Origin of the sequence: Pseudorhodoferax soli (assembly GCF_003337555.1) — a bacterium.
Classification (GTDB): Bacteria; Pseudomonadota; Gammaproteobacteria; order Burkholderiales; family Burkholderiaceae_C; genus Pseudorhodoferax; species Pseudorhodoferax soli.
Genome location: NZ_QPJK01000019.1, coordinates 1 through 18,504, shown reverse-complemented (window position 1 = coordinate 18,504; position 18,504 = coordinate 1). Strand labels below are relative to the sequence as shown.

Sequence of the window (18,504 nt, the reverse complement as noted above, 5' to 3'; positions counted from 1 at the left end):
CTCGCGCCCGCTCCCTTCACAATCGTTCCACCATGGACAAGCACTACCTGACCCCGCTCTTCGCACCGCAGGCCATCGTCGTGCTGGCCGGCAACCCGGATGCGCCCGACAGCCTCACGCGCGAGGCGCGCCAGCTGCACCAGGCCCTGCGTGGGCAGCGCTTCCAGGGCACGCTCAGCTTTCTGGACGTGCGCACCAGCGGCACGCTGGCGGACCTGGCCCAGGCCCGCGCCGACCTGGCCATCGTCGCGCTGCCGCCCGCCGAGATCGCCCAGGCGCTGGCCCTGGTCGGCCGCATCGCCTGCCGCGCGGCGCTGGTGCTGGGCACCGGCATCGATGCCGACCTCGCCACGGAACTGCAGCGCATCGCCCACCGCGAGGGCTTCCACCTGATGGGCCCCAACGGCCTGGGCCTGCAACGCCCGGCGCTGGGCCTGAACGCCTCGGCCCTCGGCGCACTGGCAGCGCCCGGGCCGCTGGGCCTGGTCGCGCAATCGGGGGCATTGACGGCCGCCATGCTGGACTGGGCGCGCAGCAATGCCGTGGGCTTCTCGTCCGTGGTGGCGCTGGGGCCCAACCCGGGCGTGGACATCGCCCAGGCGCTGGACTTCATGGCCAGCGACCCGGCCACGCACAGCATCATCCTGTACCTGGAAGGCATCCTCTGTGCGCGCCGGTTCATGAGCGCGCTGCGCTCGGCCGCCAACGCCAAGCCGGTGCTGGTGCTCAAGGCCGGACGGCGCCCGGCCGGCAACGCGGCGGCGCAGACGCACAGCGGCGCCATCGTCGGCGCCGACGACGTGTTCGACGCCGCACTGCGCCGCGCCGGTGCCGTGCGCGTGCGCTCCTTCGTCGAGCTGTTCTCGGCCGCCAAGTGCCTGGCCTCGCGCTACCGGCCGGTGGGCCGGCGCCTGGCCGTGGTCACCAACGGTGGCGGCCCCGGCGTGCTGGCGGCCGACTGGGCCAACGAGATCGGCCTGGAGCTGGGCCGGCTGTCCGATGCGACGGTGGCCGCGCTCAAGCCGCAGCTGCCGGCCCATGCCTCGCTGAGCGAACTGATCGACCTGTCCGAGGACGCGGATGCCGCGCAGTACCGCGCGGCGGTGGAAGCCGCAGCGCGCGACCGCCAGGTCGACGGTGTGCTGGCCATCCACTCGGCCAAGCCCGGCGGCGCGGCCGACGACGTGGCGCAGGCCCTGGCTGCGGCCAAGGCCGGCATTGCCAAGCCGCTCCTGGCCTGCTGGATGGGCGATGCCTCGGTGGGCGCGGCACGCCAGGTGCTCAACGCGGCCGCGATCCCGAACTTCCGCACGCCCGAGGCCGCGGTCGGCGCCTTCGGCAACATCGCTTCGTTCTACCAGAACCAGCAGCTGCTGCAGCAGACGCCGGCGCCGCTGTCCACTTTGGCCAAGCCCGACATCGAGGCTGCCCGCCTGGTCATCGAGAGCGTGCTCGCGGAGCGCCGCAAGGTGCTGACCGAGATGGAGAGCAAGACGCTGCTGTCGGCCTTCCACATCCCCATCACGCAGACCACGCTGGCCCGCAACGCCAACGAGGCCATGATGATCGCCACGCAGCTCGGGTTTCCGGTGGCGCTGAAGATCGACTCGCCCGACATCACCCACAAGAGCGACGTGCAGGGCGTGGCGCTCAACATCATGAGCGGCACGGCCGTGCGCGACAGCTACCAGGACATGGTCGAGCGCGTGGCGCGCCTGCAGCCCGGCGCGCGCATCCACGGCGTGACGGTGCAGAAGATGGCGCGTGCCCAGCGCGGCCGCGAGATCTGCATCGGCATGGTCACGGACGACCCGTTCGGCCCGGTGATCGTGTTCGGCGCGGGCGGCACCATGATCGAGCTGATCCGCGACCGCGCCATGGAGTTGCCGCCGCTGAACCAGTTCCTCGCGCGCCGGTTGATCGAGCGTGCCCGCGTGGCCGAGACGCTGGCCGAATGGCGCGGCGCGGCGCCGGTCGACATGGAGGCGCTCGAGCGCGTGCTGCTGCGCGTGTCCGAGATGGTCTGCGAGCTGCCCCAGCTGCGCGAGATGGACATCAACCCGCTCATCGTCGACGAGAACGGCGTGGTGGCGGTGGACGCCCGCATCGTCGTCGACCACGCGCCGCAGAGCCTGGGCACCGCTGGCGGCAGCTACGACCACCTGGCCATCCTGCCCTACCCCGCCCGCTACGAGCAGCAACTGCCGCTGCGCGGCGGCGGCGAATACACGATCCGGCCGATCCACCCGGGCGACGCCCAGATGCTGCAGACCTTCGTGCAGGCGCTCTCGCCCGAAAGCCGCTACTTCCGCTATGTATCGTCGATGACGCAGCTGCCACCCGGCATGCTGGCGCGCTTCGCGCTGATCGACTATGACCGCGAGATGGCGCTGGTGGCGGTGTTGAAGCAGCGCAGCGCCGCCACCGACGGCTCCATCGTCGAGACGCAGCGCGTGATCGGCGTCTCGCGCTACGTGACCAACCCGGACCAGACCAGCTGCGAGTTCTCGCTCGTGGTGGCCGACGACATGGCCGGCAAGGGCATCGGCTCACGCCTCATGGACGCCATCATGCAGGTGGCGCGCGACAAGGGGCTGTCGGAGATCCAGGGCTTGGTGCTGTCGGTCAACCCGAACATGCTCAAGCTCATGCGCTCGCTCGGGTTCTCGATCAAGCCGTTTGCGGAAGACCCGGACTTCCGGCTCGTGACGCACGCGCTGTAGGCCAGCCGGCGAAGCATACCGCCGCCACTGGCGCCAGGTCGCGCGCAAGCACCTGCCAGCTCTCGCCCGCGTCCGCGCTGGCCCACAGCGCGCCGGTCGTCGAGGCCATGGCCAGCGTGCGGCCGTCCGGCGCGACAGCCAGGCCCTGGCGGTAGACCAGGTGGAAGGCGTCGTGCTGCGGCAGCCCATCGCCGAAGCTCTGGAAGCTCGCGCCGCCGTCGTCCGTGCGCCGACCAGGCCCTTGCGCGTGCCAACGAGCATCGTGCGCATGCATCCTCGTTTCAGCCGCCCGTCAGGGCCTGCAGAACCACCACCCGGTCGCCCCGGGCCAGGGCCAGCCGCTGCCGGTCGTGCACCATCTGGCCGTTGACGAACACCGCCACATGCTTGCGCACCTGGCGCTGGTCGTCGAACACATAGCCGGCCAGCGCCGGTGTGCCGGCCAGGGCCGCCTCCAGCACGTCGCGCAAGGAACCCCGTGCCACGCGCTGCGGCGGGCAGGCCTGGTGGCGCTGCAGGCTGGCGGCGAACTCCACGTGCACCGTGGTGGCTGCGGGGCTGGCGTCGGGCATCGCGGCATTTTCACCACAGGTGCGGTCAGGCGCCCGGGAATGGGCACACTACGGCCCGCCATGCACCTGCATCCGCCCATGCCCGTTCGCGCCGCGCCCCTGGCCCGGCTGGCCTGCCGGCTGCTCGCCTGGGCGCTGGCCATGCTGCTGACCGGCTGCGCCAGCCTGCCGCCGGACCTGGCCGGCCTGCCCGCCCAGGCCCTGCCCGCGGTGGCGGATGCACCGCTGGTGCGCACCGCCCGCGCCGCCCAGCCCGATGCCGAGCTGAGCGGCTTTCGCCTGATTCCCAGCGGAGACTACGGGCTCGACGCCCGGCTCGCGCTGATCGCCCGGGCCCGCCAGTCGCTGGACGTGCAGTACTACCACCTGGAAACCGATGCCACGGGACTGCACTTCCTGCGGGCGCTGCGCGATGCAGCTGCGCGCGGCGTGCGCGTGCGCCTGCTGCTGGACGACCTGTACACGGGCGGCGACAGCGCGTTGCTCGACGCGCTGGCCGCCACGCCCAACCTGGAGCTGCGGCTGTACAACCCGATTCCCCTGCGCAGCCCGAAGGTGGCGCTGCGCTTCGCCGCATCGCTGTGGCACTTCGACCGGCTGCAGCGGCGCATGCACAACAAGCTGCTGGTGGCCGACGGGGCGCTGGCCGTGGCCGGTGGGCGCAACATCGGCGGGCGCTACTTCTTCCAGACCGCGGGCGAGAACTTCCTGGACCTGGACGTGCTGGTGGCCGGCGCGCTGCTGCCGCGCCTGGGCGAGCTGTTCGACCGCTACTGGAACAGCGCGCATGTGGTGCCCCTGGCACGCCTGGTGGCACCCGATGGAGATGCTGCCGCCCGGCAGGCCCGCTTCGAGGCCCTGACCGATGCGACCCATGCCCCCGCGCCGCGCCCGCCGCCGCCCAACGACATGCTGGGCTATGCGCCGGTCTCGCAGGAGCTGCAGGCGGGCCGGCTCAGCCTCATCTGGGCCACGGCCCAGGCCTACGCCGACACGCCCGAGCGTGCCATCGGCTACCAGGCGCAGTACGGCGGCGTGCCGCTGCAGGACGTGGACAGCGTGCGCTACAACCTGGTGGAAGGCATCCGCCGCGCGCGCACCAGCGTGCTGCTGTGCTCGCCCTACCTGGTGCCCGGTGCGCACGGCCTGCAGGTGCTGCGCGAGGCACGCGCCCGTGGCGCCAAGGTGCAGCTGATCACCAACTCCCTGGCGGCCAGCGACGAGCCTTTCGTGCACACCGCCTACCGGCGCTACCGCGCCGAGCTCGTGACCCTGGGCGTGGAGATCGACGAAGTCAGCAGCCGGCGCGTGGCTGGCAGCCCCAAGCTGCCACTGTTCGGCGCGGCCGTGGGGCGCCTGCACACCAAGACCGCCGTGCTCGATGGCGAGCTGCTGTTCGTCGGCTCGCTGAACTTCGACCCGCGCTCGGAACAGCACAACACCGAGATCGGCCTGTTCATCCGCAGCCGCCCACTGGCAGCCCAGATGCTGCGGCTGGCCCAGGTGCTGCGCGAGCAAGGCGTCTGGCGCGTACAGGCCGGCGCGGACGGTGCGCTGGAGTGGCATGGCGAGGACGACGGCGCGCCCACCGTGCTGCACACCGAACCCGACGCCAGTTGGTGGGACCGGCTGCTGCTGGAGCTGGTGGCGCCGTTCACGCCCGAGCACATGCTGTAGTTCAGCGCGCGGCCGCGGGCACCAGCACCGTCTCGACCTGCACCAGCAGCCGCACGCGGTCCTCGAAGCCGAACTGCAGGCCCCAGTTGATGCCCCATTGGCTGCGCAGGATCTCGGCCTCGAAATCGCCGCCGCACACCTGGCGCCCATGCAAGGGGCTCACATAGCAGTTGAAGCGCACGGCCCGCATGTCCACCGGATGGGTCTGGCCCATCAGCGTCAGCCGGCCGCGCAGCACTTGCACGCGGCCTTCCTCGATGCGCACATCCTCGGCCTCGTAGCGGCCGGTGGGGAAATCGGCGACGTTCAGGAAGTCGCTGCTCTGCACATGGCGGTTCAGCAGGTCGACGCCGGTGTTGATGCTGGCCATGTCGAAGCTGACGTCCACGCGTGCCAGCTGGCCGGCGGCGTCGACCTGCACCTGGCCATCGCGCGTGCCGAAGCGCCCGCGGTTGGTGCTGGTGCCGTAGTGGCCCATCTCGTAGAGCACGAAGGTGTGGGTCGGGTCCACCACGTAGCGGCCGCCGGGCTGAGGCGGCCCCGCGGGCCGGGCGGCCATCTCTGGCGCCGCGCCCGCGGCGGGCGACTGCGCGTGGGTGGGCCAGGACAGCACCAGCGCAGCGGCCAGGCACAGGCGGTGGAGCGAAAGACGGCTTGCGGTGGGCATGGGGCCGCAGTGTAGGCGGGGCAGCCACAATGCAGCCCCCCTCTTTCGACCACAGCCCCATGTCCCAGTCCACACTGCTCCCCACCACTTTGCAGGTTGCTGTCGTCGGCGCCGGCGCCGTCGGCTGCTACTACGGCGGCATGCTGGCGCGCGCCGGCCACGCGGTGACGCTGATCGGACGGCCGCAACATGTGGACGCCGTGCAGGCCCGGGGCCTGCGCATGCAGACGCTCGGCTTCGACGAGCAGGTGCGCGTGCAGGCCAGCACCGAGCCGGCCGCGGTGGCCGGCGCCGACCTCGTGCTGTTCAGCGTGAAATCGCCCGACACCGAGGCCACGGGCCGCCAGTTGCTGGCGCACCTGCCGGCCCAGGCCTTCGTGTTGACGTTGCAGAACGGCGTGGACAACGCCGAGCGGCTGCGCACGGTACTGCCGCAGGAGGTGGCGGCAGCCGTGGTCTACGTCGCCACGGAGATGGCCGGCCCCGGCCACATGCGCCACCATGGCCGCGGCGAGCTCGTCATCGAGCCCGGCCCGCGCAGCGAGGCACTGGCGCAGCAACTGCGTGCGGCCGGCGTGCCGACGGAGGTGTCCGCCAACGCGCGTGCGGCGCTGTGGTCCAAGCTGGTGCTCAACTGCGCCTACAACGCCTTGTCGGCCATCACCCAACTGCCCTATGGCCGCATGGTGCTGGGCACTGGCGTGCCGCAGGTCATGGCCGACCTGGTGGCCGAGTGCCTGGCCGTGGCCAGCGCCGAAGGGGTGGCGCTGCCGGCCGACATCCACCAGGCCGTGGAGCGCTTGGCGCAGACCATGCCCACGCAAAGCTCGTCCACCGCGCAGGACCTGGCGCGCGGCAAACCCACCGAGATCGACCACCTGAACGGCCTGGTGGTGCGCCGCGGTGAGGCGCATGGCATTGCCACGCCGGTCAACCGTGCCATGTGGGCGCTGGTCAAGCTGCTGGGCAGACCGCGCGGCATTGACCGCATAACCGCTGGCTGTACAAATGGTCGTGGGCATTCGGCTGCAATACAGCCTATCGAATTTCCATGCCATCTCAACGTGAAATTTTCACTGTCGACAATTTTTTCACAGCAATCAATGCATCACTAAATTCCATACAAATTGCGTTCAAAAACAGTGCTGTTGTTCACATGGCACGCATGCTGCTATTTCTGTCAGGTCGACCACGGTCGACTTGTTTTTGTCCACGCTCAATTGAGTGCAAAAAAGGAATACACATGCGAACCACATCCATCGGCGCACTGGGTGCCATCGGCCTTGCCATGGCCATCGCGAGCGGCAACGCCGCCGCCGCTCCGATCAACTGGGACTACACGGTCACCAGTTCCTTCGTGACCATGCCCGGTTCGACCGCTTTCACTGGTGGCGCGGGTTGCCAGAGCGTCTCCGGCTCGGCGATCACCTGGGGCGCATGCCCCACCGGCCCCGCCGGTCCGGGCCGCAGCGGCATCGGCATCAGCAACAACCCCCAGACCGGCACGCTGGCCACCAATGGCGCAGCCGAGAGCGCCAACACCTACACGCACAGCAACAACGTGGTGTCCGGGGCCTTTGCGACGCTACGCAGTGCGACCATCAGCGCCACGCTCGGCCTGCGGGCGGCTGGCACGGCCGATGCCTACGTCTACGAGACCGCCACCTACAAGATCCTGTTTGCCGAGACGCCCAACTCCGCCGGCACCTGCGTGGCGAACAGCCCGGTCGGCAATCCCTGCAATGACATCTGGGTGTTGGACGGCTCGCTGAACAAGTCCATCACCCTGGCTGGCGACGAGTACTTCTTCAGCTTCTTCGCCTCGCCCGCACTGGCCACGCTGCCCAACGCCGTCTGTGCCGCTGCCGGCGCGGCCAACGGTTGCATCGGTTTCACGACGGTCGAAGGCCAGGAGAACGCCGTCAACTTCCTGCTGAAGGTGACCAGCACGCCGCTGGTGGTCGAAGTGCCCGAACCCGCTTCGATCGCGCTGCTGGGTGTTGGCCTCGTCGGCCTGGCCGGCATGCGCCGCCGCCGGCAGACCAAGGCCTGAGCGTCTCGTTCAGCCCCCGCGAACCCCGCCCTGGCGGGGTTTTTTTACGCCCGCGCCAGCCGGGTGGCGATCAGAAGGACTCCCAGTCGCCCGGGTCTTTTGCCAGCGCCGGCGCGCGCGCGGCCGCCATGGCCGGGCGAGCCGCCTTGGCCGCGGCCACAGGACGGGCGGCCGGCGCCGGCTGCGGCTTCTTGCGCGGCAGCTGCGGGGCCGCTGCCACGGGGCGCGGAGCCCGTTCACCCTCGATGCGGAACACGCTCACGGCGCTTGCGAGCTGGCCGGCCTGGGCCTTCAAGGCGCCGGTGGCGGCGGCCGCTTCTTCGACCAGGGCGGCGTTCTGCTGCGTCACCGTGTCCATCTGCGAGACCGCCTGGTGCACCTGTTCGATGCCCTGGCTCTGTTCCTGGCTGGCGGCCGTGATCTCGGCCACGAGGTCGCTCACGCGTTGCACGCTCTGCACGATGGCGTCCATGGTGCGGCCGGCCTCGGCCACCTGGGCGCTGCCCTCCTCCACCTTGGCCACCGAGTCGCCGATCAGCTGCTTGACGTCCTTGGCCGCGGCGGCCGAGCGCTGCGCCAGCGCCCGCACCTCGCCCGCCACGACGGCAAAGCCGCGGCCCTGCTCGCCAGCCCGTGCAGCTTCCACGGCCGCGTTGAGCGCCAGGATGTTGGTCTGGAACGCGATGCCGTCGATCACGCCGATGATGTCGGCGATCTTGCGGCTGCTGTCGTTGATGGCGCCCATGGTGCCGACCACGCCGGCCACCACCTGACCGCCCTCCACGGCCGTCTTGGACGCCGAGGCCGCCAGTTGGTTGGCCTGGCGCGCGTTGTCTGCGTTCTGGCGCACGGTGCTGGTCAATTGCTCCATGGAGGCAGCGGTCTGCTGCAGCGAGCTGGCCTGCTCCTCGGTGCGGGAGGACAGGTCCTGGTTGCCCGCGTCGATCTCGCTGGACGCCGTGGCGATGCTGTCGGTGCCCGAACGCACGCTGGCCACCACCGCGGACAGGCTGGCGTTCATGTCCTGCAGGGCCTGCAGCAGCTGGCCGGTCTCGTCGCGCGACTGTACCGTCACACGGCTGGTCAGATCGTTCCCTGCAACGGCGCGCGCCACGCGCACGGCCTCGGCCAGCGGCTGCGTGATGCCCACGGTCAGGCGCCAGGCGAACAGGCCGCCGGCCAGCAGGCCGAGCAGGCCCAGGCCCAGCATCAGCAGGCGGCTCTCGCCGTAGATGCCGTCGATGCGCTGGGCGGTGGCGTCGATGCGCGCGCGCTGCATGTCCAGCAGCTTCTGGATCAGGTCGGTGTACTTGTCCGTGGCCGGCAGATAGGTCTGCGTGAGCAGCCGTTCGGCCTCCTCGGCCAGGCCATCGCCCTTGGCCTTGACGGCCTGGTCGCGCGAGGACAGGTAGAGAACGCGTGCCTGCTGGATCTGCGCCCACAGGGCCTGCTCCTCGGGGCTGGTCAGCAGCGGCTCGATGCGCTTTTGCAGTTCACCGGATTCCTTGGTGCTGCTGGCCGCATCCGCGGCGAAGAACTGGCCGAGCGAAGGGTCGGTGCTCTTGACGATGGCCGTGGTGCGCCGCGCGCCGCTGTACACGTAGCGGTACCAGTCGCTGATCATGCGTTCCATGGCCAGCGGCTGCTGCGTCATGTCGTTGGTCGCCTGGGCCACCGTTTGCAGGCGCCACAGTCCGACCGCCGTGATGAGGGCCATCACGACGAGGATGAGCGCGAAACCGCCGCCCAGGCGGGTACCGATGCGTAGATTCTTCATGGGAGGAGAGCGGAAAAGGACAAAGGCGCGATCCGGCTCCAGCGGAGCCCAGAAACAATTTGTCTATTTTCCGCGCAAATTCTTTCAGAAATTTGATCGAAATATCCGCTGGCGACGCTGGTGCGACCGGCCATCGCACAGGCGGCTGGTGCTGCGCGGCGGACAGCCTCGGTGTGGCGCGCGCAGCGGCCTGGGGCCGCGCCCGCCATTCGGCCGGCGTCAGGCCGAGGCCGGCCCGGGAGCCGGCCACAAGTCGCCCGCAAGCCGGGGCAGCGCCGCCCACCGCGAAGGGCACCGCAGGTCTGCACCGCTGTGGCAAGCTCTGCCGCTTTGCCCACCTGCACCATGGACGACCTGCCTCCCCTGCCCCCCGTCGCGCCCGGCCGCTACCGCCACTACAAGGGCGGCGAGTACGAGGTGCTCGCCGTCGCGCGGCACAGCGAGACGCTGGAGCCGCTCGTGGTCTACCGCCCGCTGTACAACGCCACGGGCTGGTGGGTGCGGCCACACGCCATGTTCGTCGGCCAGGTCGAGATCGACGGCCGGGCGCAGCCCCGGTTCGCCTTCGTCGGCTGACCGGGGCCCGCCGGGCCGTGGCTACAGGTGGATGGCCCGTCCCAGCGCGCGCAGGGCGGCTTCCTGCACCGCCTCGCCCAGCGTCGGATGGGCATGGACGATGCCGCCCACATCCTCCAGCCGCGCGCCCATCTCGATCGCGTAGCTGAAGGCCGCGGCCAGCTCGGACACGCCCTGTCCCACGGCCTGCCAGCCCAGCACCAGGTGGTCGTGCTGGCGCGCCACCACCCGCACGAAGCCCTCGCCGCCTTCCATGGTCAAGGCCCTGCCATTGGCCGCGAACGGGAACTGCGCGCTCAGCGTCTCGATGCCGGCCTGCGCAGCCTGCGCCTGCGTCAGGCCCACGGCCACGACCTCCGGGTCGGTGAAGCACACCGCCGCGATGGCGAGCGGCGCGAAGCGCCGCTTGTGGCCCGCGATGCATTCGGCCGCCACCTCGCCCTGGGCCATGGCCCGGTGCGCGAGCATGGGCTCGCCCGTGAGGTCGCCGATGGCCCAGACATTGCGCATGGAGGTGCGGCAGCTGGCGTCGACCTTCACCGCGCGGCCATCCATGTCCAGCTGCAGCGATTCGAGGCCGGCCGTGAGCGGGCGCCGGCCTGCAGCCACGAGCACCTTGTCCGCGGGCAGCACGAACTCGTCGGCATGGCGGCTGCGCACGCGCAGCCCTGCGCCGTCGACCGTGAGGCCTTCGGCCGTGCAGCCCAGGTGCAGCACGATGCCCATGCGCTTGAGCGCAGCCAGCACCGGCTTGCCCAGGTCTTCGTCGTAGCCGGGCAGGACGCGCTCGGCCACGTCGACGACGGTGACCTCGGCGCCCAGCTTGCGCCAGGCCATGCCGAGTTCCAGGCCGATATAGCCCGCACCGACCACGACCAGGTGCCGCGGCACCTCCGTCAGTGCCAGCGCCTCGGTGGACGACAGCACCTTGCCTGCGAACGGCAACTGCGGCAGCGCCATCGGCTCGGAGCCCGTGGCCAGCAGCAGGTGCTCGCACTGGATGCGCAGCGTCTCGCCGCTCTCTTGCGCCACGTCCACCGTCTTGCCGTCGACGATGCGCGCCCAGCCGGCCACCACCTGCACGCCGGCCTTGCGTAGCAGCGCGGCCACGCCGCCCGTGAGCTTGCCGACCACGCCCTCTTTCCAGGCCTGCGTGACCGCAAGGTCGATGCTGGCAGCTTCGGCACGGATGCCCAGCGGCGAACTGACCGCACCGGGTGTGGCGCGGCGCACGCGGTCGAATTCGTCGGCCGCATGGATCAGGGCCTTCGACGGGATGCAGCCGATGTTCAGGCAGGTGCCGCCGGGCGCCATGCCTTCCACCAACATGGTCGCCACGCCCAGCTGCGCCGCGCGGATGGCGGCCACGTAGCCGCCCGGCCCGCCGCCGATGACGAGCAATGTCGTTGTCTTCGATGCCATCTTCACTCCACGAACAGCAGGGCCGGCGACTCGAGCAATGCGCGCACGGCCTGGATGAACTGCGCCGCGTCCATGCCGTCGACCACGCGGTGGTCGAAGGACGACGACAGGTTCATGAGCTTGCGCCCCACCACCGCGCCACCGCGGAACACCGGGCGCTCGACGATCTTGTTCACGCCGACGATGGCCACCTCGGGGTGGTTGATGACGGGCGTGGTCACGATGCCGCCCAGCGGCCCCAGGCTGCTGATGGTGATGGTGGAGCCGGAGAGCTCGTCACGCCCGGCCTTGCCGCTGCGGCCGGCCTCGGCCAGGCGTGCGATCTCGCGCGCGCAGGCCCAGGGGTCCAGCGTCTCGGCATGGCGCAGCACGGGCACCAGCAGGCCGCTGTCGGTCTGCGTGGCCATGCCCAGGTGCACGGCCGCGTAGCGTGTCACCACGCCGGCGTCGTCGTCGAAACGTGCGTTCATCTGCGGGAAGTCGCGCAGCGCGATCACCAGCGCGCGGGCCAGCAAGGGCAGCAAGGTGAGCTTGCCGCGTGCAGCGCCGTAACGTTCGTTGAGCTGCGCGCGCAGGGCCTCGAGGTCGGTGACGTCGATCTCCTCCACGTAGCTGAAGTGCGGGATGCGGCGCTTGGCCTCCTGCATCTTCTGCGCGATCTTGCGGCGCAGGCCGATCAGCGGGATGGCCTCCTCGCCCTGGCGCTGCGCGTAGGCGCCGCCGGCACTGGCGACGCGCGGCTGGCCGCCCGAGACCAGGTAGATGTCCAGGTCCTCGTGCGTGATGCGGCCGGCCGGGCCGCTGCCGTGCACGAACTGCAGTTCGATGCCGAGCTCCCAGGCGCGCTGGCGCACGGCCGGTGAAGCGATGGGCTTCTCGCCGGGTGCGCGCATGGCCACCGGGGCGGCGACCGGCGGGCGTTGCACGGGGACCGGTGCAGCCGCCGCGGGGGCGGCGGTTGCAGCGGGTGCGGCTGGTGCCGCTGGTGCGGCAGGCGCAGCAGCTGGTGCCTGCGCCGGCGCGGCGACCGCGGCCACCTGCACGGCCTTGGCCGCCACATTGCCGGCGCCCGCCACTTCGAGCCGGATCAATTCGGCACCGACGGCCAGCAACGCCCCGGGCTGGCCGCCCAGTTCGAGCACGGTGCCTGCCACCGGCGACGGAATCTCGACGGTGGCCTTGTCGGTCATGACGTCGGCCAGGATCTGGTCCTCGGCGACGGTGTCGCCCGGCTTGACCCGCCACTCGACGAGTTCCACTTCGGCGATGCCTTCGCCGATGTCGGGCATCTTGATGGTGTAGTGGCCCATGTCAGCTCTCCATCGCGCGCTTGAAGGCCGCGCCGACGCGGTCGGGCCCCGGGAAGTACGCCCATTCCTGGGCGTGCGGGTACGGCGTGTCCCAGCCGGTCACGCGCTCGATCGGCGCCTCCAGCTGGTAGAAGCAATGCTCCTGCACGAGGGCAGAGAGCTCGGCGCCGAAGCCGCTGGTCTTGGTGGCCTCGTGCACGATCACGCAGCGGCCGGTCTTCTTGACCGAAGCGACGATGGTGGCGAGGTCCAGCGGCCAGATCGAGCGCAGGTCGATTATCTCGGCGTCGATGCCGGTCTCGCGCGCGGCGCATTCGGCCACCCAGGTCATGGTGCCGTAGGTCAGCACGGTCAACTGGTTGCCAGGCCGGAACACCGCGGCCGATTCCAGCGGCACCGTGTAGTAGCCCTCGGGCACGTTGCCCATGGGATGCTTGGACCAGGGCACGACCGGCCGGTCGTGGTGCCCGTCGAACGGGCCGTTGTACAGCCGCTTGGGCTCCAGGAAGATCACCGGGTCGTTGCACTCGATGGCCGAGATCAGCAGGCCCTTGGCGTCGTAAGGGTTGCTGGGCAGCACGGTGCGCAGCCCGCTCACATGGGTGAACAGCGCCTCCGGGCTCTGGCTGTGCGTCTGCCCGCCGTAGATGCCGCCACCGCAGGGCATGCGCACGGTGATCGGGCAGGTGAAGTCGCCGGCCGAGCGGTAGCGCAGCCGCGCCGCCTCGGAGACCAGCTGGTCGGAGGCCGGGTAGAAGTAGTCGGCGAACTGGATCTCGGCCACCGGGCGCAGGCCGTAGGCCCCCATGCCCACGGCCACGCCGACGATGCCGCCCTCGCTGATCGGCGCATCGAAGCAGCGGGTCTTGCCGTACTTGGCCTGCAGGCCTTCGGTGACGCGGAACACGCCGCCGAAATAGCCCACGTCCTGGCCGAACACGACCACGTCGGGGTCGCGCGCCATCACCACGTCCAGCGCCGAGCGCAGGGCCTGGATCATGGTCATGGGCCTGCTGGCCATCTCTGCCGTCTGTGCAGTTTCCGCGGCCGGGTTCTTGACTTCGGTCAGCATGCTCAGACTCCCAGTTCCTGGCGTTGGCGGCGCAAATGCTCGGGCATGGTCTCGTAGACATCCTCGAAGATCGTCGCGGCGCTCGGGATGTGGCCGTCCAGCAGGCTGCCGTGGCTTTCGGCCTCCTTCTGCGCGGCGGCCACCTCGGCCTCCAGTTCCTTGTGCACCTGTGCGTGCTCCTGCTCGGACCAGATGCCCAGGTGGACCAGATGGGTCTTGAGGCGCTCGATCGGATCGCCCAGCGGGAAGCGCTCCCAGTCGTCGGAGGGCCGGTACTTGGAGGGGTCGTCCGAGGTCGAGTGCGCGCCGGCCCGGTAGGTGACCCACTCGATCAGCGTCGGGCCCTGGTTGGTGCGGGCGCGTTCGGCCGCCCACTGCGACGCCGCGTAGACCGCCAGGAAGTCGTTGCCGTCCACGCGCAGCGAGGCGATGCCGCAGCCCACGCCGCGTGCCGCGAAGGTGGTCGATTCGCCGCCCGCGAGCGCCTGGAAGCTGGAGATCGCCCACTGGTTGTTGACCACGTTGAGGATCACCGGCGCGCGGTAGACATGGGCGAAGGTCAGCGCGGTGTGGAAGTCCGATTCGGCCGTCGCGCCGTCGCCGATCCAGGCCGAGGCGATGCGCGTGTCGCCCTTGATGGCCGAGGCCATGGCCCAGCCCACGGCCTGCGGGAACTGCGTGGCCAGGTTGCCCGAGATGCTGAAGAAGTCGGCCCGCTTGAACGAGTACATCACGGGCAGCTGGCGGCCCTTCATGGGGTCGGCTTCGTTGCTCATGAGCTGGCAGATCAGCTCGACCATGGACACGTCGTCGCGGCTCAGCAGCAGGCCCTGCTGGCGGTAGGTCGGAAAGTGCATGTCGCCCTTGCGGAGCGCCATGCCCTGGGCGACCGCGATGGCCTCCTCGCCCAGGCACTGCATGTAGAACGAGGTCTTGCGCTGGCGCTGCGCAATGGTCATGCGCGCGTCGAAGATCCGCGTCTTCATCATCGCGCGCAGGCCGCGGCGCAGCTGGGTGCTGTCGATCTCCGGTGCCCAGGGGCCGACGGCATGGCCTTCGCGGTCGAGCACGCCGATCAGGGCGTAGGCCAGGTCCGCGGTTTCGAAGTGGGAGGTGTCGACCGGCGGTTTGCGGACGGTGCCCGCGCCGGAAATCTGCAGGAAGGAAAAGTCGGTGGCACAGCCAGGTCGCCCAGTGGGCTCTGGCACATGCAGCCGCAGGGCTGGGTGCTCGCGCATCGATGTCTCCGCACGCGGTAGCGTGCCTGGGTTGGTACAGAGCGCGGCCACGGGTGGGTGACCGGCCCCTGTGTGCCGCGCGGGTAAGCGCGGCCCGGCCAGTTTACGGGAAGACGGTGCGCGGCCGGTTCAGGCCAGGCGGACCTTGGTGTAGCTGCCGCGGTCCATGTCGACCACCTCCACGCTGAGGTAGGCCTGGAGCCCCGGCGGCAGCGCATCCAGGTGGCCGCGCAGCGCATCCGCCACGCGGCGGCTCAGGTCCTTTTTGGCCTCGGGCGTGCGGCCGGCCAGGATGCGCAGTTGCACATGCAGGTAGCCGCGGCCGCTGTCGGCCAGGCCCACGCGGAAATGGTCGGCGCGCAACACGCGCGCCTTGAGGTCTGCCTCGTCCTGGACTTCGGGGCTTTCCGACAGCGCCTGCGTGGTCGAGGCCAGCATGGCGTCGAACGGCAGCGCGCCGAGGTTGGGGGTGTATTCGATGACGATGTGGGGCATGGGCAGTGGCCCGCGCTAGGCGGGCGGCAGGTGTTGGGGGCCGAACGAAGCGGGCAGCAGCTCGTCCAGCGTGAAGCTGGCCAGCACGCCAGGCGCGCCTGCCGCATGCACGCGCGTGCCGGCCATGGCGAACTCGCGGATGCGCTGTCGGCAGTTGCCGCAGGGCGTGATGGGCTCGGGGCCGTCGCCCACGACGAGGATCTCGGCGATGGCGCGCCCGCCGGCCGCGACCATGGCCGCGATGGCGCCGGCCTCGGCGCAGGTGCCGCTGGGATAGGCCGCGTTCTCCACGTTGCAGCCTGCGAACACGCGGCCATCCGGCGTGGCGAGCGCGGCGCCGACCTTGTAACGCGAGTACGGCGCATGGGCGTTGGCCTGCGCCGCCCGCGCCGCGGCCAGCAAGGCCGCGGTCACGAGAAGCCGACCACCGCGTGCGGCAAGTACGGCGCTTCCAGCGCCGCGATCTCCTCGGGCGTGAGCTTCAGCGCCAGCGCGGCCACCGCGTCGTCCAGGTGCTCCACCTTGGTCGCGCCAACGATGGGCGCCGTCACGCCGGGCTGCTGCAGCACCCAGGCCAGTGCCACCTGCGCGCGCGGCACGCCGCGTGCCGCCGCGACGCCGGCCACGGCCTCGACCACCTTGCGGTCGGCCTCGGCGGTGCTGGCGTACAGCGTGCGGCCGAAATCGTCGGTCTCCGCGCGCGCGCTGGCGCTGTCCCAGTCGCGCGTGAGACGGCCGCGCGCCATCGGGCTCCAGGGGATCACGGCCACGCCCTGGTCGCGGCACAGCGGCAGCATCTCGCGCTGCTCCTCGCGGTACAGCAGGTTCAGGTAGTTCTGCATGGAGACGAAGGGCGTCCAGCCATGGCGCTCGGCCACGGCCTGGGCCTTGGCGAACTGCCAGGCGTACATGGACGAGGCGCCGATGTAGCGCGCCTTGCCGGCCTTGACCACGTCGTGCAGCGCCTCCATCGTCTCCTCGATGGGCGTGGCGTAGTCCCAGCGGTGGATCTGGTAAAGGTCCACATGGTCCATCGACAGCCGCTTCAGGCTCTGGTCGATCTCGGCCAGGATGGCCTTGCGTGACAGGCCGGCGCCGTTGGGGCCGGGCCGCATGCGGCCGTTCACCTTGGTCGCGACCACCACCTCGTCGCGGGGCGCGTAGTCGGCCAGCGCACGGCCCACGATCTCCTCGCTGGTGCCGGCCGAGTAGACGTTGGCGGTGTCGAAGAAGTTGATGCCGAGGTCCAGCGCTTTCTTGAGGAAGGGCCGGCTCGCGGCCTCGGGCAGGGTCCAGGCATGGTTGCCCTGATCGGGCGCGCCGTAGCTCATGCAGCCCAGGCACAGGCGCGAGACCTGCAGGCCGGTACGGCCGAAACGGATGGTGTCCATGGGATGAAGGTGTGCAGGAAGAAAGAGCCGGCCATGATAGAGCCGGCACCCGGCCTGCGCAGCGCGCTCAGGCGGTCGCTTCGATCACCACGCCCTGCTGCGCGGCCGCATCGCGCACGGCCTGCAGCGCGGCGTCGAAATCGAAGGCCTGCACGGCCAGCGCGGTGGCGGCCACCGCCTCGGCGCCGCAGATTTGCACCAGTGCCCCGCGGTGCGCGGCCAGGTAGTCCTCGGCCTGCGCATCGCAGTCGGCCAGCAGGCGCGCGAACTGCTGTGCATGGCCTGCCGCCTCGGCCGCGTCGATGGCCGGCGCGGCGGCAACGGGCACGGCCTGGGCGCTTTGTGCACCCCAGGCTGCGCGCAGCGCCTGCACGCAGGCCGACAGTTCGGCACCGAAGGCCGCCAGCGCGGCGGACACGTCGCGCCCGTGGCGCAGGCTCTCTTCCAGGGCGGCGGCTGCCGTCTGCAGGCTGGCCAGGCCCATGTTGCCCGCCACGCCGCGCACGGTGTGCGCCGCCCGCTCGGCCTCTTCCCGCTTGCCGCCGGCCAGGGCGGCCTCGATGCGCTGCACGACATCGGCCTGCCCGTCCGCGAACTGGTGCAGCAGCCGCAGGTACAGCGCGCGGTTGCCGCCCACGCGGCGCAGGCCGGCGGCGAGGTCCAGCCCCGCGATGTCGGGCAAGTCGTGTTCGGCCTGCGGGGCAGGCGCATCTGGCCGCGCCGCCGCAGCTTCCACCGGGCGCGCCTGCACCCAGCGCAGCAACGCCTTGAACATCGAAGGCGGGTCCAGCGGCTTGGTGATGTGGTCCACCATGCCGGCCGCCAGGCAGCGCTCGCGCTCCTCCACCATCGCATGTGCGGTCATGGCGATGATGGGCAGCGTGGCGAAGCGTGCGTCCGCGCGGATCAAGCCGGTGGCCTCCAGACCGCCCATCACGGGCATCTGCAGGTCCATCAGCACGGCGTCGAAGGACTCGCCGGCCTGCACCAGGTCGAAGGCCTCCTTGCCGTTGCCGGCCACCCGCACGGTGGCGCCCGCCCCTTCCAGCAGCTCGATCGCGATCTGCTGGTTGATCTCGTTGTCCTCGGCCAGCAGGAGCCGCACGCCGCGCAGCAGGTCCGGTGCGATCTCCTGGATCTGCACGGCGCGCGAGGACGGTGCGGTGTTCGGCACCAGCGCCGTCATCAGCGCGTCGACCAGCGCGGAGGCGCTCACGGGCTTGACCACGAAGGCCTCGATGCCCGCCTCGTCGGCATGCGCGCGCACCTCGTCTCGCCCGTAGGCTGTGGCCATCACGATGCGCAGCCCATCGTTGAGCCCGCGCACGCGCTTGGCCGTCTCGATGCCGTCCATGCCCGGCATCTGCCAGTCCACCACCATCAGGCCATAGGGTTTGCCGGACTGCGCACGCGCCACCGCGGCCAGCGCATCTTCGCCGCTGCCCACGGTGTCCACCGCAAAGCCCATGCCCGACAGCTGCGTGCCCATGAGTTCACGCGCCGCGTCGTTGTCGTCCACCACCAGCGCGCG

Annotated in this window: 16 protein-coding genes; 5 read left to right on the top strand and 11 right to left on the bottom strand. The window is 70.7% G+C overall.

Annotation, left to right across the window (positions count from 1 at the left end):
- The first annotated feature begins 32 nt into the window (after window positions 1-32).
- Window positions 33-2,723, top strand: coding sequence for a bifunctional acetate--CoA ligase family protein/GNAT family N-acetyltransferase (locus DES41_RS36835; RefSeq protein ID WP_114472657.1), 2,691 nt, complete (start codon window positions 33-35; stop codon window positions 2,721-2,723).
- A 281-nt stretch (window positions 2,724-3,004) separates the two neighbouring features.
- Here DES41_RS36835 and DES41_RS36825 read toward each other — a convergent pair whose 3' ends face one another.
- Complete coding sequence (locus DES41_RS36825) at window positions 3,005-3,295, bottom strand: MoaD/ThiS family protein (protein WP_114472655.1); 291 nt, start codon at window positions 3,293-3,295, stop codon at window positions 3,005-3,007.
- Between the two features lie 78 nt (window positions 3,296-3,373).
- Between DES41_RS36825 and DES41_RS36820 the strand changes: the two genes are divergently transcribed.
- The gene (locus DES41_RS36820; RefSeq protein ID WP_114472690.1) at window positions 3,374-4,972 is read left to right on the top strand and encodes a phospholipase D-like domain-containing protein; all 1,599 of its coding nucleotides are present in this window, start codon (window positions 3,374-3,376) and stop codon (window positions 4,970-4,972) included.
- Between the two features lies 1 nt (window position 4,973).
- On the opposite strand, the gene DES41_RS36815 is transcribed toward DES41_RS36820, so the two are convergent.
- Entirely contained in the window at window positions 4,974-5,639 is a 666-nt protein-coding gene (locus DES41_RS36815; protein ID WP_114472654.1) for a YceI family protein, read from the bottom strand.
- An 89-nt stretch (window positions 5,640-5,728) separates the two neighbouring features.
- On the opposite strand from DES41_RS36815, the gene DES41_RS36810 reads away from it, so the two are divergent.
- Together DES41_RS36810 and DES41_RS36805 are read left to right on the top strand one after the other, a co-directional pair.
- On the top strand, window positions 5,729-6,754 hold the full coding sequence (locus DES41_RS36810; RefSeq protein ID WP_114472689.1) for a ketopantoate reductase family protein: 1,026 nt from the start codon (window positions 5,729-5,731) through the stop codon (window positions 6,752-6,754).
- 128 nt (window positions 6,755-6,882) lie between these two features.
- The gene (locus DES41_RS36805; protein WP_170168410.1) at window positions 6,883-7,692 is read left to right on the top strand and encodes a THxN family PEP-CTERM protein; all 810 of its coding nucleotides are present in this window, start codon (window positions 6,883-6,885) and stop codon (window positions 7,690-7,692) included.
- 70 nt (window positions 7,693-7,762) lie between these two features.
- Here DES41_RS36805 and DES41_RS36800 read toward each other — a convergent pair whose 3' ends face one another.
- Window positions 7,763-9,469: a methyl-accepting chemotaxis protein gene (locus tag DES41_RS36800; RefSeq protein WP_114472652.1), complete on the bottom strand. Its 1,707-nt coding sequence runs from the start codon at window positions 9,467-9,469 to the stop codon at window positions 7,763-7,765.
- Window positions 9,470-9,814: 345 nt separating this feature from the next.
- Here DES41_RS36800 and DES41_RS36795 point away from each other — a divergent pair, with 345 nt between their 5' ends.
- Complete coding sequence (locus tag DES41_RS36795; RefSeq protein ID WP_114472651.1) at window positions 9,815-10,045, top strand: DUF1653 domain-containing protein; 231 nt, start codon at window positions 9,815-9,817, stop codon at window positions 10,043-10,045.
- A gap of 21 nt (window positions 10,046-10,066) precedes the next feature.
- On the opposite strand, the gene lpdA is transcribed toward DES41_RS36795, so the two are convergent.
- From lpdA to DES41_RS36755, 8 genes are all read right to left on the bottom strand, one after another.
- Entirely contained in the window at window positions 10,067-11,467 is a 1,401-nt protein-coding gene (lpdA, locus tag DES41_RS36790) for a dihydrolipoyl dehydrogenase (protein ID WP_114472650.1), read from the bottom strand.
- Between the two features lie 2 nt (window positions 11,468-11,469).
- Window positions 11,470-12,777: a dihydrolipoamide acetyltransferase family protein gene (locus tag DES41_RS36785; protein WP_114472649.1), complete on the bottom strand. Its 1,308-nt coding sequence runs from the start codon at window positions 12,775-12,777 to the stop codon at window positions 11,470-11,472.
- A gap of 1 nt (window position 12,778) precedes the next feature.
- Window positions 12,779-13,783, bottom strand: coding sequence for an alpha-ketoacid dehydrogenase subunit beta (locus DES41_RS36780; protein ID WP_114472688.1), 1,005 nt, complete (start codon window positions 13,781-13,783; stop codon window positions 12,779-12,781).
- Window positions 13,784-13,851: 68 nt separating this feature from the next.
- Window positions 13,852-15,087 carry a 3-methyl-2-oxobutanoate dehydrogenase (2-methylpropanoyl-transferring) subunit alpha gene (locus DES41_RS36775; protein ID WP_114472648.1) on the bottom strand — a complete coding sequence of 412 codons (1,236 nt, stop codon included), beginning with the start codon at window positions 15,085-15,087 and terminating at the stop codon, window positions 13,852-13,854.
- Window positions 15,088-15,216: 129 nt separating this feature from the next.
- The gene (locus DES41_RS36770; RefSeq protein ID WP_114472647.1) at window positions 15,217-15,582 is read right to left on the bottom strand and encodes a 5-carboxymethyl-2-hydroxymuconate Delta-isomerase; all 366 of its coding nucleotides are present in this window, start codon (window positions 15,580-15,582) and stop codon (window positions 15,217-15,219) included.
- Between the two features lie 15 nt (window positions 15,583-15,597).
- Window positions 15,598-15,996 carry a cytidine deaminase gene (locus tag DES41_RS36765; protein ID WP_114472646.1) on the bottom strand — a complete coding sequence of 133 codons (399 nt, stop codon included), beginning with the start codon at window positions 15,994-15,996 and terminating at the stop codon, window positions 15,598-15,600.
- A complete protein-coding gene (locus tag DES41_RS36760; protein WP_114472645.1) occupies window positions 15,993-16,973 on the bottom strand; it encodes an aldo/keto reductase in 981 nt (326 codons plus the stop codon). The genes DES41_RS36765 and DES41_RS36760 overlap by 4 nt, the downstream gene beginning before the upstream one ends.
- 67 nt (window positions 16,974-17,040) lie before the next feature.
- Window positions 17,041-18,504: response regulator (locus DES41_RS36755; RefSeq protein WP_147283062.1), on the bottom strand; the 1,464-nt coding region annotated here is incomplete at its 5' end.